Origin of the sequence: Micromonospora sp. NPDC049801, from assembly GCF_040656575.1 — a bacterium.
GTDB lineage: Bacteria > Actinomycetota > Actinomycetes > Mycobacteriales > Micromonosporaceae > Micromonospora.
Window position 1 is genome coordinate 36,338 of sequence record NZ_JBFAMS010000003.1, and the last position, 12,995, is coordinate 49,332.

The 12,995-nt window shown below is 71.4% G+C and carries 15 protein-coding genes; 5 read left to right on the forward strand and 10 right to left on the reverse strand.

Translation table 11 applies throughout. From position 1 onward, the window contains the following. Positions 1–100: 100 nt before the first annotated feature. The 3 genes from AB0I89_RS05965 to AB0I89_RS05975 form a co-directional block, all read right to left on the reverse strand. Positions 101–562 carry a hypothetical protein gene (locus AB0I89_RS05965; RefSeq protein WP_357120897.1) on the reverse strand — a complete coding sequence of 154 codons (462 nt, stop codon included), beginning with the start codon at positions 560–562 and terminating at the stop codon, positions 101–103. Next, entirely contained in the window at positions 537–1,202 is a 666-nt protein-coding gene (locus AB0I89_RS05970; RefSeq protein WP_357120900.1) for a sigma-70 family RNA polymerase sigma factor, read from the reverse strand. The genes AB0I89_RS05965 and AB0I89_RS05970 overlap by 26 nt, the downstream gene beginning before the upstream one ends. Positions 1,203–1,305: 103 nt before the next feature. Beyond that, entirely contained in the window at positions 1,306–2,616 is a 1,311-nt protein-coding gene (locus AB0I89_RS05975; RefSeq protein WP_357120903.1) for a S8/S53 family peptidase, read from the reverse strand. 179 nt (positions 2,617–2,795) lie between these two features. Here AB0I89_RS05975 and AB0I89_RS05980 point away from each other — a divergent pair, with 179 nt between their 5' ends. The 3 genes from AB0I89_RS05980 to AB0I89_RS05990 all read left to right on the forward strand — a co-directional run bounded on the left by AB0I89_RS05980 (position 2,796) and on the right by AB0I89_RS05990 (position 7,319). Then, the gene (locus AB0I89_RS05980) at positions 2,796–5,411 is read left to right on the forward strand and encodes a CHAT domain-containing protein (RefSeq protein WP_357120906.1); all 2,616 of its coding nucleotides are present in this window, start codon (positions 2,796–2,798) and stop codon (positions 5,409–5,411) included. Between the two features lie 378 nt (positions 5,412–5,789). Next, positions 5,790–6,155, forward strand: a complete 366-nt coding sequence (locus AB0I89_RS05985) for a hypothetical protein (RefSeq protein ID WP_357120909.1) — start codon at positions 5,790–5,792, stop codon at positions 6,153–6,155. A gap of 534 nt (positions 6,156–6,689) precedes the next feature. Continuing rightward, complete coding sequence (locus tag AB0I89_RS05990; RefSeq protein WP_357120912.1) at positions 6,690–7,319, forward strand: hypothetical protein; 630 nt, start codon at positions 6,690–6,692, stop codon at positions 7,317–7,319. On the opposite strand, the gene cutA is transcribed toward AB0I89_RS05990, so the two are convergent. Continuing rightward, on the reverse strand, positions 7,297–7,539 hold the full coding sequence (gene cutA / locus AB0I89_RS05995; protein ID WP_357122148.1) for a divalent cation tolerance protein CutA: 243 nt from the start codon (positions 7,537–7,539) through the stop codon (positions 7,297–7,299). The genes AB0I89_RS05990 and cutA overlap by 23 nt on opposite strands. A gap of 386 nt (positions 7,540–7,925) precedes the next feature. On the opposite strand from cutA, the gene AB0I89_RS06000 reads away from it, so the two are divergent. Then, on the forward strand, positions 7,926–8,378 hold the full coding sequence (locus AB0I89_RS06000; RefSeq protein ID WP_357120915.1) for a hypothetical protein: 453 nt from the start codon (positions 7,926–7,928) through the stop codon (positions 8,376–8,378). Positions 8,379–8,584: 206 nt separating this feature from the next. Further along, entirely contained in the window at positions 8,585–8,965 is a 381-nt protein-coding gene (locus AB0I89_RS06005; RefSeq protein ID WP_357120918.1) for a hypothetical protein, read from the forward strand. An 8-nt stretch (positions 8,966–8,973) separates the two neighbouring features. Here AB0I89_RS06005 and AB0I89_RS06010 read toward each other — a convergent pair whose 3' ends face one another. The 6 genes from AB0I89_RS06010 to AB0I89_RS06035 form a co-directional block, all read right to left on the reverse strand. Then, positions 8,974–9,114: a hypothetical protein gene (locus tag AB0I89_RS06010; RefSeq protein WP_357120921.1), complete on the reverse strand. Its 141-nt coding sequence runs from the start codon at positions 9,112–9,114 to the stop codon at positions 8,974–8,976. Between the two features lie 24 nt (positions 9,115–9,138). After that, the gene (locus AB0I89_RS06015; RefSeq protein WP_357120924.1) at positions 9,139–9,702 is read right to left on the reverse strand and encodes a hypothetical protein; all 564 of its coding nucleotides are present in this window, start codon (positions 9,700–9,702) and stop codon (positions 9,139–9,141) included. Positions 9,703–9,712: 10 nt separating this feature from the next. Beyond that, positions 9,713–10,438, reverse strand: a complete 726-nt coding sequence (locus AB0I89_RS06020) for a sulfite exporter TauE/SafE family protein (protein ID WP_357120927.1) — start codon at positions 10,436–10,438, stop codon at positions 9,713–9,715. A 177-nt stretch (positions 10,439–10,615) separates the two neighbouring features. Beyond that, entirely contained in the window at positions 10,616–11,416 is an 801-nt protein-coding gene (locus AB0I89_RS06025; RefSeq protein ID WP_357120930.1) for an ABC transporter ATP-binding protein, read from the reverse strand. Beyond that, a complete protein-coding gene (locus tag AB0I89_RS06030) occupies positions 11,409–12,224 on the reverse strand; it encodes an ABC transporter permease (RefSeq protein ID WP_357120933.1) in 816 nt (271 codons plus the stop codon). Before AB0I89_RS06030 ends, AB0I89_RS06025 begins: the two co-directional genes overlap by 8 nt. After that, positions 12,221–12,991: an ABC transporter permease gene (locus AB0I89_RS06035; protein WP_357120936.1), complete on the reverse strand. Its 771-nt coding sequence runs from the start codon at positions 12,989–12,991 to the stop codon at positions 12,221–12,223. The genes AB0I89_RS06030 and AB0I89_RS06035 overlap by 4 nt, the downstream gene beginning before the upstream one ends. Positions 12,992–12,995 lie beyond the last annotated feature (4 nt).

Consider the following 12,995-nt stretch of genomic DNA (forward strand, 5'->3'; position numbering starts at 1 on the left):
GGGTCGTGGGCCTGGGCAGCCCGCGACCCCCGTCGCCGCGCGCTCGCCAGGACGCTCTGGGCGTCCCGGGTGCGCGCCGCCGTCCCAGGTGGACGGTGGGTCAGCGCAGCGAAACCCAGGTGGTGGCCACCGAGTAGCCGTCGGTGTGGGCGCGCAGCCGGACCGGGCCGGGCGGGGGAGCGCCCAGCGAGAAGAAGCCCACCGCGTCGACCGGTGCCTCCGCGTACGTGCCCGAGGCGGTCTGCGCGGACACCCGCCCCCCTCGGGGCGGGGCGAGTTGACCGACGATGCCGGCGTCGGTCACCTCGATCTCCAGCGTCACCACCGCACTGCGGAACGACAGCGTCCGCGTCGACTCGGCCGACCGGGTCAGCGCGGGCGCCGCGTCGCACGCCGAGTCGAACGTCAGCTCGGCGAGCGCCACCTCCGCGTCGACGTTTCGCCAGGCGAACGCCGCCCGCGCGGCGGTCAGGAACTCCTCCGGGACCGACCCGACCTCCCGCAGCGCCGCACCCAGCTCGGCGGTCAGGGCCGCGTCATCGGCCGGCGGCAACGGCTCCATCGCGTTCACCTCCGTTCGTCCGGGTTGCGGCCGTTCCGAGAAACGGGGCGAGCGCCGGGCAGTCCCGTAGCCGACGCAGGCATCTGGCCTGGGTCGGCCCGATGCTGCCGACCGGCACGCTCAGCCGTTCGGCGATCTCCCGGTAGCTGGCCGGCGGGTCGGCGGTCAACAGGGCCAGGAGCTTCTGGCAGCGCGGTGGCAGCTGCGCGAAGCCCTCCCGCAGTGCCTGCCGCCGCTCCGCGCGCAGCAGCTCCTCGTCGGGGGCCGCCACGTCCGCCGTGCGGGAGAAGCCATGGTACGCGTCCAGCGCGTCATCGTACGGGTCGAAGAGCTGGGTGCGACGGCCGAGGCGGGACATCCGGTAGCACTCGCGCCGGGCCGTGGTCGCCAGCCAGGAGGCGAGCGCCTGCGGGTCGCGTATCCGGCTCAGCTGCTCGACGAGACGCAGCCAGACGGTCTGGTTGACGTCGGCGGCGTCGGCGCGGCTCAGGTCGTACGACCGGATCACCGAGTAGACGAGCGGGGTGTACCGGTGGACCAGCTCCACCCACGCCGACTCGTCCCCGCCCGCCGCGGCGGTCACCAGGTCGGTTGCGCTCGGGTCGGTCACGGCGACGCCGTCCGCCGGCTGGTGCGGCACTGCTCCGTCGCTCGCGGCCGCTCGTTCCCGCCGCGGCAACGCTGCACCCGGCACCGGCCGGGGCCACCGCACGGTGCTGCTGATCGGCTCGCGGCCCGGTCGCTCATTCGACGAGCACGCCGTAGTCGGGGTGCCAGCGCGGCGCCGCGAGCAGCGCCAGCCGGGCCGCGTCGGCGCTCAGGCCGCCGGCGGTCATCAGGGCGGCGAGCCGACCGGAGACGTGCGCCGTGGCGAACGAGGTACCGGCCCAGGTGGCGAAGCCATGGAACACCCGGGTCGGGCGGCCCGGCAGCGGCATCTGCCCCTCGACGTACGTGCTGTGGCGCTCGCCGACCGCGCAGACGTCGACCCACGGCCCGTACCCGCTGTAGGTGGCCGGCACCACGCCACCGGAGCCCTGGCTGACCGCCGCCACCGCAACGACCTGGCCCAGCGCGGCGGGCCAGATCGGCCGGCTGGTGCCGGCATTGCCCGCCGCTGCGACCACGGCGTTCGTCGCGGGTAGCGCGGCCACGGCGTTGGCCAGGGGCAGCGACGGCCTGTCGTCCTGGGTGAATCCGCCCAGCGACAGGTTGACCACGGACACCGCCGGCGCGAGCCGGGCCATCGCGGCCACCACCGACGCCTCGTCGCCAATGCCGGTGGCGGTCAACGCCTGCTCCGGGTCGACCCGGACTCCCGGCGCGGCCTGCCGAACCACGCCGGCGATGAAGGTGCCGTGCCCGCCCTGCGGGGCGAGTACGTCGGTGTGCACGTAGAGCGGGTCCTCGTCGTCGACCTCCGGCAGGTACGCCCCGCCGAGCCACTGTGGGTGGTAGCCGCCGGCCTGCCGCCAAATGCCGGTGTCGCAGATCCCGACGGTCACCCTGGCGCCCTCACCCAGCCGGGCCGGGTCCGGCGGCGGCAGCGCGGCGACCGTCGTGGGCGGGCTGCCCGGGTTGCCCATGATGTTGCCGCAGCCCAGCAGCACGTGGTGCGGCTGCACATTCGGCACCGGCCGCCCCGGCCACTGTTGGGGGTCGCGCAGCTTGGTCACGAGCGCGGGAACGTCGGTCTCCCGGTCGAAGAGCAGCCGGGTGACCCCGGCGAAGCCGTCGCCCACGGCCACCACGTGTCCGCGGGCACGCAGCCAGGCGGTGACCCGCTGGGCGTCGGCGTCGGCGGCGAGCAGCTGCCGTGGCCGGTAGAGGAACTCCCGGCCCGGTGTGGTGTGCCGGCGGACGTTCTTGTCGGCAGCCAGCGCCTCGTCGAAGGCGCGCTGGTAGGCGTCGTCGTCCCCGCTGCCGGCGCGGGCCGGGGCCGCACGGGACCCGACGGCGAACGACGCTGCGGCGGCCAGCGCGGACGCGGCCAGCAGTCGCCGTCGGGACAGTTGGCCGGCCGGGCGCGGCGCGGCGGGATGGTCAGGCGACACGGGTCCTCCATGCGGTCGGCAGAAGCGCCCGCCACTGGCCGGTGTGGCCACGTTTCCCGGGTGTCGTCGATTCTTCCAAAGCATAGGTGCGTGTCAATGGCGTTAATGGTGGGTGCAGATTCCCGACAGGCCCGCAGAGACATTGACGGCTGGGCATCAGTTCGGGGACTCTGTGGGGCATGCCCGACAGCACCGGTTCCGGTGCCGGCACGGCTCAGGCGGCGCTTGACGCCGTCCAGCGCTACCCGCGCGAGGCGATCGCGATCGCCCAGCGGGTGCTGGCCGCCGCGCCCACGGCCGGGGCCGACGAGCGCTCCACCGCTGAGCGGGCCGTCGGTCTGGCCCTGCGAGAGCTCAACGACCTGTCCGGCGCCCTGCGCCACCTGCGCCGCGCGGTCCGGGCCGCCGGCACGCCCCGGAACCGGGCGTTGGCCCGGATGAGCCTGGGCTACGTGTTGGCCAACGCCGGCCACACCGCTGCGGCGCTGCGCGCGGTGACCGCCGCGCTGCCGCAGCTCGTCGGTGCCGACGCGGGGCGGGCCCGGATGCAGCGGGGCGTAGTGCTGCACTACCGAGGTCGCTACGACGAGGCGGTACGCGACTACGGCCTGGCCGTCGACATCGCCCTGCGCGAGGGTGATCTGTTGCTGGAGGCGCGGGCGCGCAACAACCGGGGGCTGCTCAACGCCCACCGGGGCGCCGCCGGCGGCACCGACGACGACCTGTCCCGCGCGGCAGCCGCCTTCCAACGGCTGGGCCTGGACCTCGCGGCGGCCGACGCCCGTTGGAACTGCGGCATCGCGGCCGGCCAGCGCGGCGACATCGCCGGCGCGCTGCGCTGCTTCGCCACGGTCGACGAGGAGTACCGGCGGCTCGCCGTACCCCGGCCGGCGCTGCTGCTGGACCGCGTTGAGCTGCTGCTGTCGGTGCCGCTGGTCGACGAGGCGGTGGTGGTCGCGACGGCGGCCGTCCGGGAACTGCGGCGCCGGGGCATGGCCTCCGACCTCGCCGAGGCGCTGCTGGCCCGGGCCCGCGCGGCGCTGCTCGCCGCGGACCTGGATACCGCGACCGAGGCTGCCGCCGCGGCCCGGGCCCGGTTCCGTCGCCAGGGCCGGCGCACCTGGGCCGTCTTCGCCCGGCACGTCGAGCTGCGCGCCGAGTACCGCCGGGGCACCCGCTCGGCACCCCTGTTCACCGCCATGGTGCGTACCGCCGATCAGCTCGACGCCACCGGGTGGCCGGGTCCGGCGCTGACCACCCGGATCGAGGCCGGCCTGGTGGCCGCCGCGCTGGGACGGCCAGGCCGGGCCCGGAACCTGCTGGCGGTGGCCGCCCGGGCCCGCCGTCGCGGCACCGCCGACCGGCGAGCACAGGGCTGGTACGCCCTGGCCCTGTCGCGCCGGCTCGACGGGGACGAACCCGGGGCCGCCCGGGCGCTGCGCCGCGGGCTGGTCGTGCTCGACCGGCACCGCATGTCGCTCGGCGCCACGGAGCTGCGTGCCCACAGTGGAGCGTACGGTCAGGAATTGGCGGCCGAGGGCCTCGACATCGCGGTCCGGGCGGGCGCGCCGGGGCGGGTCCTGGCGTGGGCGGAGCGGTGGCGGGCCAATGCGCTGCGGGCCCGGCCGGCCCGGCCTCCGGCCGACCCCGACCTGGTGGCGGCGCTCGCTGAGCTCCGACTGGTCAGCGGCCTGCTCGAAGACGAGGTGCTGGCCGGTCGCCCGGCAACCGCCCTGCGCGGCCGGCAGGCCCGGCTGGAGCAGCGCATCCGGGACCTGGCCCGGCGGGTGCCCGGTGGGGGCCCCGTGCTGGCCCCGCCCGGGGTGGGCGCGCTGGCCGCGCGGCTCGGCTCCCGGGTGCTGGTCGAGCTGGTGGCCCATGGCGACCGGATCCGGGCGGTGCTGGTCCGCGACGGCCGGGCCAGCCTGCACGACCTGGGCCCGCTCGCTGCCGCGGCGGACCTGGCCCGCCGGCACCGGTTCGCCCTGCGCCGGCTGGTCACCACCGGCGACGCGGCCGCCGCGCGGGCGGGGGCCGGCGACGCGGCGGCGGCCCTGGACCGGCTGCTGTTCGCCCCGCTGCGGCGGTGGCTGGCCGACCGGGCCCTGGTGATCGTCCCGGTCGGGGCGCTGCACGCGGTGCCCTGGTCGGCGCTGCCCACCTGCGCGGGGCGTCCGGTGACCGTCGCCCCCTCGGCCACCGCCTGGCTCGGGGCGGATCGGCGGGAGCTGCCGGCCGGGCCGCCGGTCCTGGCCGCCGGCCCGCGCCTGCCGGCCGGGCACACCGAGGTATGCCGGCTCGCCCAGGTCCTGCCCGGGGCGCGGCGGCTCACCGGGCCCGACGCCACCGCCGCGGCGTTGACCGCCGCGCTGGACGGGGCGGGGCTGGTGCACATCGCCGCCCACGGCACGTTCCGCGCGGACAACCCACAGTTCTCCACCCTGGAACTGGCCGACGGGCCGCTGTTCGCTTACGAGTGGGAGGCGGTCGCCCGGCCGCCCGGCTGCGTGGTGCTCTCCGCCTGTGACTCCGGCCTGACCGGGCTACGCCCCGGCGACGAGGTCATGGGGTTCACCGCGGTGCTCCTGGCGCTCGGCACCCGGTGCCTGATCGCGACCGTGTTGCCCGTGCCGGCCGAGCCCACCACGGCACTGATGCTGGACCTGCACGCGCGGATGCGGGCGGGTGCCGGCCCGGCGCGAGCCCTCGCCGACGCGCAGTGGGCGTTCGGTGCGGCGGGCGACGGTCCGGCCCGGGCCACCGCGGCGGCGTTCGTCTGCTTCGGGGCTGGCTGACCGGAGCGGGAGCGGTCGCTCAGCCGGCCATGACCAGCCGCAGCGCGGCGGTGCGCGGTGCGGGCAGACGCAGCGGGCCGGCGCCGGGCACGATGGCGCCGAGCACCCGGACCCCGACCTGTACTGTGCCGGAACTCGTTCAACGCAACACTTAATGGCAGACCGCGCGCCAGGCGGGAGAGCGCAGGGTGCGCCGTTCACCGCGATACTCGCCGTCGACGGCCGGGACATTGGGGCGTCGCCGAGGCTGACCTGGTCCCCCTCGGAGGAGGGATCGCAACTGGCGACCGTTCCGGGCGCCCGGCGGGAGAGACGATGACAACACCACCAACGCCCCCGAAATCTGGCCGGCAACGTCGCTTGTGGCGGGCTCTGGCCGTGCTCATCACCGTCGTGGTGGTGGTTTGCGCCGGTGCCGTTGGCTGGGTACGACAGTTCGGCGTTCCGATGATGGATACCGACAGTAGTGCGGAAACGTTCGTAGTGGAGAACCATCTGGCGAGCAAGCTGACGGTTGAGGAGACGGGTGGCGTCCCCATCACCCATAGCGTGTCTGCCACGAGCTCGGCATTGATTCCGCTGCGAAGCAGTTGCGCGCGTTCGATGCGGCTGGTGGCCCGAGATCCAGCCGGTCGAGAGATCGCCAGTCTGGATGACCCGCTGTGTGAGCCGCGTACCTGGGTGATCGAGGCCGACGGTTCGACGCAACTGCTGCCTGAACGCCGCTGGCCCTACCCTGGATAGTGCGCGCTCAACCCGGCCGCGCTGGCCGCGAGTTCCGTCTGGAGCGATTGATGATGTGCCGTGGGCTCGCAGGGCTTCACGGGTTGTCGCCGACGAAACCTGGCTGTAGATCTCCGTCGTGATCAAGGCGGCCCGCTTCGCAGGCCGCCCGCGCCGCCGACCAGGGGCCGACCGACCGGTCGCCGATCGGGGACCCCGCGCCTCTTAGCGCAATCGCACGAGGCGCACCCCGAACGGTTGCAGCCCCGCTGGCGACGCGACATACGAAGAAGCCCCGGGCCGCCATGGTGAGTGGCAGATCCGGGGCTCCGATGTTGAAGGCGACGACCAGGGCGAGCCTCCGGCGGGGTCCTCAGGCACTCCAGGATGGTTGGCGCCATCCCGACACCGTCCGTCCGGGCAGGCCCCACCCACTCCACCAAGGTGCGGCCGAAGGCCGACGGGCTGGCTAGCAGGCGGAACTTGCCTCGGTGTGCCAACATCGGGGTCCGTCGGAGCAGTGTTGCAGGACTTAACCGCCGGGGTTTGGGGCTAATGACGTCGTCTTGGTGGGCGGTGCCGGCGTTATCCGGTGCTATGGCTCTTGCCGGTGTCCTCGTCGGCCAGGTTGTGGTCACGGCCAACGAACGGTGGAAGGCGAAACGCGAGGATCTGCATCGCTGGCACGCCGAACGCCTCAAGCTCTACTTAGAGTTCACAGACGCATTCGAGACGTTCCGGAATGAGCTTTCCGACTTCCTGAAGTACGGGCCTAAACAGGTGGATCTAGGTTTCGAGCATGGCAGGCCCATGTATGACATGACCAACAGGACAAGGCTGATCTCGACCACGCTCGTGCATGATGCCGCCGTGGGCGCATGGGCGGCCGCATTTTGTTGTCTTGGTGATGTCCTCAAAGAGTTTAGTGCACATGTCGAGTCACTTGACGCGGAGGACCGCGAAGCCTTTGTTGCATCACTGGAGGACGAACCCGAAGAGGCGCTGGCTTTTTTGAGAGAGGTCGTTTCTGCTCACAGCGATGCCTTGAGCAAGGCCAGTGTGATCTTCAACGACGCGGTGCGGGCTGAGCTCGGTGTGCCCGGGCGCACGGCACCGCGCGAGTGGAAACAGCGCAAGAGGCCTGCACTGAAACGCATCCTCCCTAGGAGTGCGAGAGGTGTTTGAGCGCGCGCCGGGGCGTAGCCCCTACGGCGCCAGCGTCCAGCAGGAGGGTCCGGCTGACCCAAGCGGCATATTCGTCCGAACTCATCACGATCGGCACGGCCGCGATCACGAGTTTCTGCCAAGGGTGATGGTCTTGGAGGAAGGCTCGTAGATCCTCGAAGCGCTGGGCGTGCGTCTTCAGGAGGAGCTGCCACTCTTCGCCGGTGAAGGGACTGTCCAGGGCTGCCCGCTGCCAACGTCAGCGGCGCGACTTCCGAGCCGGGGCCGACCCTCATGCCAGGACGTAATCGTTCGCGGACGCCACAGATGGGTCCGGCCGAGGGTCTTGTCAGGCTCCGGCATCTGGCGCGGTTCCGGTAGGAACTCACGGTGCCGACTTGGACGCCGAGGTACTCAGCGACCTCCGACGTCGTCCACCACTCCGCGTCTGGATCAGGGTTCGTCACGTAAGCCATTCTGCCTGCGTTGAACGAGCGCACCTCACCATCCCTCAGCCTCAGGACGTCGATGGCATGCCAGACGATCGCCGGAGGATGCACATCGCCAGCACCCGTGCACGGGTTGGCACGGGCTATCCAGCCGAGAAGATTTGGCTACGATGCCGTCGTGGATGACGATTCGATTGGCACCGTAGCGAACAAGCGCCGAAAAGAGCTTGCCAAGTTCGGCCGTGATGTTTTGGTCAATGTCCTAGGCGGCATTATTGCAGCGCCTGCGATTTACCTTGCTGGCGCGGCTGTGGGTCTCTTTCGCCGAACGCCAGCCGCCCTAACTCTATCGGCATCGATACTCGCGGCGGTGCTCACGGCGACGTCCTTTGTGGCAATGTTCTTTGCTTCCCGGACGTCGGGTTTTGCCAGGAAGGTTCCTAGAGTCTTCTTTGCTGCGGGCATGTCCGCGCTCGCTCCAGGCATCCTATTCTTGACGCTCGGCTTGGATAGAATTCATCGCACGCCTGTTGGTGCAACAATCTTTATAATCCCCGGCGTTTCCTTTGTGGTGATTGCGGCCGGGCTGCTGCATTCTGGTTTAAGAAATCGCCAAAACCCCGTTGAGTAGAGTGAATGCCGCAGATCACCTGGCGGACGCGTGCCGCACATCAGCCGACGGAGGACGCGCTGCTGCGTTTTGCCTGGTCTCCCACGATGGTTGACGAAGCGGCGTCGCAGGACCCTTCACGCAGGGCCTTGATCGAATAGGTCTGGTGCCTGCTGTCGACGGTAAGGCTGGTCAGCGCCGGGAGGCAGAAAGGCTAGGTTTTGCGTGTGCCTGAGGAACCTGACGGAGACCTACTGATGCACGAGGAGTCGGTGTTGGCCGGTTTGGTCGAGCTGTCCGGCGTCGAGATTCTGTGGTGCGACGACTTCTACGACGGAGCGATCGACGGGCTGGCCCGGTGGGATGGGCGGGAGTTCTGGTTCGCGGGGGTCTATCCACTCGACCGTCGTCCCCGGCGGTATGTCCTGCACGAGATCAGCGCAATGGACGTCGAGGCGGCGTCGGCGCTGCACCGCTTGCTGGGCGAAAACGCTGACGCCGCCCGGCACGGACGTCTCGACTCGACGCAGGAGCGAGCGTGGAGCCAGGCGTGGGCGAGCCGGCCGGATTACCGCCGCGCCTCGGCCGTGGGGTGGTTCTCCGCCTAACCTCAGGCTCATGTCTCAGCCAGTCGGGTGATGTGGTGGTGCGCCTTGGTGCGGTTCAGGTTGGTGGTGCTGCGGCGGGGGACGGCCGCGACCGGAGTGTTGGCGTCGTAGACGGTGATGGTGTGCCCGTCGAGGGCGACGGATACCAACTTGCGGGCGTGGACCTTGCCGACCTAGATGCGTTGCCCCGCGACCTGGATGCTGCCGTTGCTGGACACGACCCGTTCCACCTCAGGGATGGCCGCTGGCGGCGGGACTGCGGACGCTGGGCGGGCGTCGCGGATGCGGCCGAGCGCGGTGGGCGGTAGTGGACAGCGCAAGGTGCGGCGCAGCTGCCCGGCCTCGTCGATGACGTGCAGGAGTATGCCGTCGAGGCGGATCCGGACCCGTTGACCGGCGAGTGGCATGCCGACGCTGATCTGCCGGCCGGCGATGCTGATGCCGCCGCAGGCGTTGACGATCCGGTCGACCTCGACGGCGGTGGTCCGTGGTTCGGGCTGCGGCAACGGAGGCGGTCCGGCCGGTGCACCGCCCTCGGCCAGGAGCCGGGCGAGATCGCGTTGGGACAGCCTTGATGGGCTGGACTTGATGCGGGCGCCGTCGGCGGTCAGGACGTGCAGCCGGTCGGTGTCGACCCAGATTGTGACCGGGGTGCCGGCGAGGGTGGGACCGAGCCACACCTGCTGCTGGGCCACGGTCAGGTTGCCCGACGGTGGCACAACCCGGACCAGCTGCACCGGCCGGGAGTCACAGGCCGGCGAGGAACAGTGCGCCGGCGGCGAGTAGCCCGATTTCTACCAATAGGACGAACAGCCGATCGCTGATGCGGCCGACGACCTTCTTGCCGACCCAGGCGCCGGCGAGGGTGGCGGGGATGAGGGCGGCACCGTAGAGCAGCACGGTGCGGGTGAGCAGGTCGCTGGCGCCATAGGCGGCGATTTTGGAGAGGTGCATGGTGAGTGCGCTGGCGGCTTCGGTGCCGATGTAAGTGGCGCGGGTGAGGCCGTAGGCGAGAAAGAACGGGGCGGTCAGCGGGCCGACTGAGCCGAGGAGGGCGGATCCCAGGCCGGAGGCCGCGCCCACGGCGGCGAATGTCCGGTCGCGGGGTTTGCGGGGGTGTGGGGTGAGGCCCCGCCAGATGACCACGCCGATGAGGAACACGCCGAGCAGGCGCTTGAGGGGGCCGAGGGGGGCGTGGGCCAGCAGCAGCCCGCCGGCGATGGACAAGGGGACGGTGCCGACGGCGAACCAGCCGATCAAGGGCCAGCGCAGGTGGTGGCGGTTGAGCCAGACCCGGGAGGCGTTGCTGGACAGTTGGGTGAGGGTCAGCATCGGCACGGCCACGCGCAGCCCGAACAGGGCGGTGAACACCGGTAACAGCAGCACCCCACCGCCGAAACCGGCCACCGCGGACAGCACGGCCAGGATGAACGCGGCGGCGGACGCGGTGGTCAGGACCAACAGCTCGTGCACCAGCTGAGCCTGCCATCCTCATCGTCGTCGGCTATGGCTCCTGCATCTGGGCGTGGAGTCTGGCCATCGCGAGGGATCGGCCCGGTGCCCGCCTGTACCGCGCCAAAACCCGCACTGGCCCGGGCGGCCCGGTCGCCGGCCGGCGGGAATAGGCGTTGCCGGGGTCGGCGGGGCGCGTCACGGTGCCGAGGCCGGCGCACGCTTCGCCCGCTGGATCTGCGCGTAGACGTGGGTCCGCAGCTCGGTGAAGCGGGGCAGCGCCCGGGTGGTGAGCTGATCGCGCTCTGGCGGGAGGTCGATCACGAGGTCTTCCTGCACCCGGGTCGGCGAGTGGGACAGGACGAGCACGCGCTGGCCCAGATACACGGACTCGTCGATGTCGTGCGTCACGAAGACAGTGGAGATGCGGCGGTTCAGGTGCAGGTCGCGTACGAGGTCCTCCAGGTCCGCGCGGGTCTGTGCGTCCACCGCCGCGAACGGCTCATCCATGATCAGCACTTCGGGCCGGTACGCGATGGCGCGCGCGATGGCCACCCGTTGCTGCATCCCGCCGGAGAGCTGCCACGGATGGCTGCGTGCCGACTGCGGCAGTCCGACCGCGTCAAGGGCGTCGGCGACCCTCCGGTCGCGTTCGGCGCGGGAGAGCTTCTGGTGTCGAAGGGGAAGCTCCACATTGCCCCGGACCGTGAGCCAGGGATAGAGGCTGCGGCCGTACTCCTGGAACACCACTGCCATCGCCGGGCTCGGGCCCGTCACCGGAGATCCCTCCATCGTGACGAGGCCGCTGGTGGGCCGGAGCAGTCCGGCGAGGCATTTCAGGAGGGTGGTCTTTCCGCAGCCCGACGGGCCGACGACGCACAGCAGTTCGCCGGGCATCATGGTGAAACTGAGATCCCCGATCGCCTCGACCTCGCCCCGGCCGGAGGCGTAGACCTTGCGCAGGTGCTCGACCCGCAGCAGCGGACTCGCGTCAGGCACGGGTGACCTCCCTCATTCCGTGGTACCAGCGCAGGACGCGGCGTTCGACGACGCCGAAGGCCACGGCGAGGAGGACGCCGATGAGGCCGAGCAGGAGGATGCCGCTCCACATCTCGGCGATGAGGTAGTTCCGCTGGAAGTAGGCGATCCGGTAGCCGAGGCCGGCCGAGGACGCGAACATCTCCGAGATGACCATGAGGATCAGGGCCACCGAGAGCGCCTGCCGTACGCCGGTCATGATGCGCGGACTCGCCGCCGGGAGGATCAGCAGCCACACCCGTTCCCACCGGGAGATCCGGTACGAGTCGGCGGTCTCCAGCAGCACGCTGTCGGTCGCCCGGACGCCCTCGATCGTGTTCAGCAGGATCGGCCAGATCGCGCCGGAGGAGATGACGACGACCTTCATGGTGTCGGTGATACCGAGCAGTAGCATCGCGACCGGAATCAGCACCGGTGGCGGAATCGCGCGGAAGAACTCCAGCAGCGGTTCGAGGATCTCGCGTAGCGGGCGGAACCGGCCGATGAGGACACCCCCGGCGACGCCGAGCACGATCGACGCGAGCAGGCCGGCCAGCAGCCGGTACACGCTGGGCAGCACGTCGTCGACGAACGCCGGGCCGATCCAGGTCTGCCGGAACGCGTCGAGGAGCGGGCGGGGGCCGACGAGGAACCGGTTGGCCGACCGGGTGGACCAGACGGCCCAGAGCCCCACGGCCAGGACGGGAAGCCCGACCGCGTACAGGACGTCCTCGGCGACCCGGACGCCGAGGCCGCGCCGGGCGGCCCTGCCCGCCCCGAGGGCGGTCATCGGGTTGCCTCGTCCGCGAGCACCGACTGGTGCCAGGCCAACGAGCGGCGTTCGGCGAAGCGGAACACGACGTTCACCACCACGCCGAGAAGCCCGGTGACCACGACGAGGCCGTAGAGGCCGACGGCGTCCCCGGCGGAGCGCGACAGCTCGATCATGCGTCCGAGGCCGGGGTTACCGATCACCATCTCCGCGGTGACGGCCAGGATGAGCGCGACCGTCGCGGCGAGGCGCAGGCCGGTCATCAGGTACGGCAGAGCGGTCGGAAGGACGAGATACCGCAGCCGCTCGTAGCGGGTGAGGCCGAAGCTCCGCGCGGTGTCCCGGGCGACCGTGTCGACGTCGGCGACGCCGTAGATCACCTGCACGAACACCTGCCAGAACGCCGCGTAGACGATGATGACGAGTGCGGCGCGCATCTGCAGGCCGAACATCAGCACGGCGAGGGGGATCAGCGCGACCGACGGCACCGGCCGCAGGAACTCGACTGTCGTGTGCGTGGCGCGACGCAGGAACGGCACCATCCCGACCACGGTCCCCAGCGCGACGGCGGCGAGCGTCGCCACCGTCAGGCCGATCGCCCAGGACGTCATGGTGAGCCGGAGCCGCCGCCAGAACGCCAGGTCGCGGACCTCCTGGAACAGCCACCCGAACACGTCCGTCGCGTACGGCAGGTCGTGCGGGTCGGCCAGTCCCAGTGTCGGGATCAGTTGCCAGACGACGAGGAACCCCAGCAGACCCACGGCGCCCAGCAGGATCTTGCGCATCGGT

What these genes read in the sequence shown, in the direction of transcription:
- AB0I89_RS06030 (WP_357120933.1), bottom strand. Translation starts at nt 12,224, where the DNA reads ATGACCGCCCTCGGGGCGGGCAGGGCCGCCCGGCGCGGCCTCGGCGTC.
- AB0I89_RS06035 (WP_357120936.1), bottom strand. Translation starts at nt 12,991, where the DNA reads ATGCGCAAGATCCTGCTGGGCGCCGTGGGTCTGCTGGGGTTCCTCGTC.
- AB0I89_RS05980 (WP_357120906.1), top strand. Translation starts at nt 2,796, where the DNA reads ATGCCCGACAGCACCGGTTCCGGTGCCGGCACGGCTCAGGCGGCGCTT.
- AB0I89_RS05965 (WP_357120897.1), bottom strand. Translation starts at nt 562, where the DNA reads ATGGAGCCGTTGCCGCCGGCCGATGACGCGGCCCTGACCGCCGAGCTG.
- AB0I89_RS05990 (WP_357120912.1), top strand. Translation starts at nt 6,690, where the DNA reads ATGACGTCGTCTTGGTGGGCGGTGCCGGCGTTATCCGGTGCTATGGCT.